We start from the raw sequence: 240 nt of genomic DNA, 5'->3' as shown, positions 1-240 counted from the left end.
GACCTTGTTGGCCTTGCTGGCCCTGCTGGTTCTGCTGCTGTCCCTGCTGCGGCTTCTGCTGCCCCTTGCCCTGCCCCTGGCTGTTGTTCGACGACGACTTGCGCTTGCGCGCGGCGTCGACCACCGCACGGTTGGCGACGGCGTCGGCCATCTGCGGGTGGCGCGCCAAGGCCTTGTCGTAGGCGGCGATGGCACCGTCGTAGTCGCCCTGGCGGGCAAGCACGTTGCCGAGGTTGTACC

At 68.8% G+C, this 240-nt stretch carries 1 protein-coding gene; it reads right to left on the bottom strand.

All coding sequences use genetic code 11. The features are described 5' to 3' along the window. Window positions 1–240 (bottom strand): tetratricopeptide repeat protein (locus FQ664_RS26820; protein WP_144175995.1); only part of this gene is annotated, 240 nt, incomplete at both ends.

Source organism: Pseudomonas persica (assembly GCF_900291015.1).
In the GTDB taxonomy this organism is placed as follows: domain Bacteria; phylum Pseudomonadota; class Gammaproteobacteria; order Pseudomonadales; family Pseudomonadaceae; genus Aquipseudomonas.
Note: the sequence above shows the minus strand (reverse complement) of the source record. Positions and strands in the feature narration are given on the sequence as shown.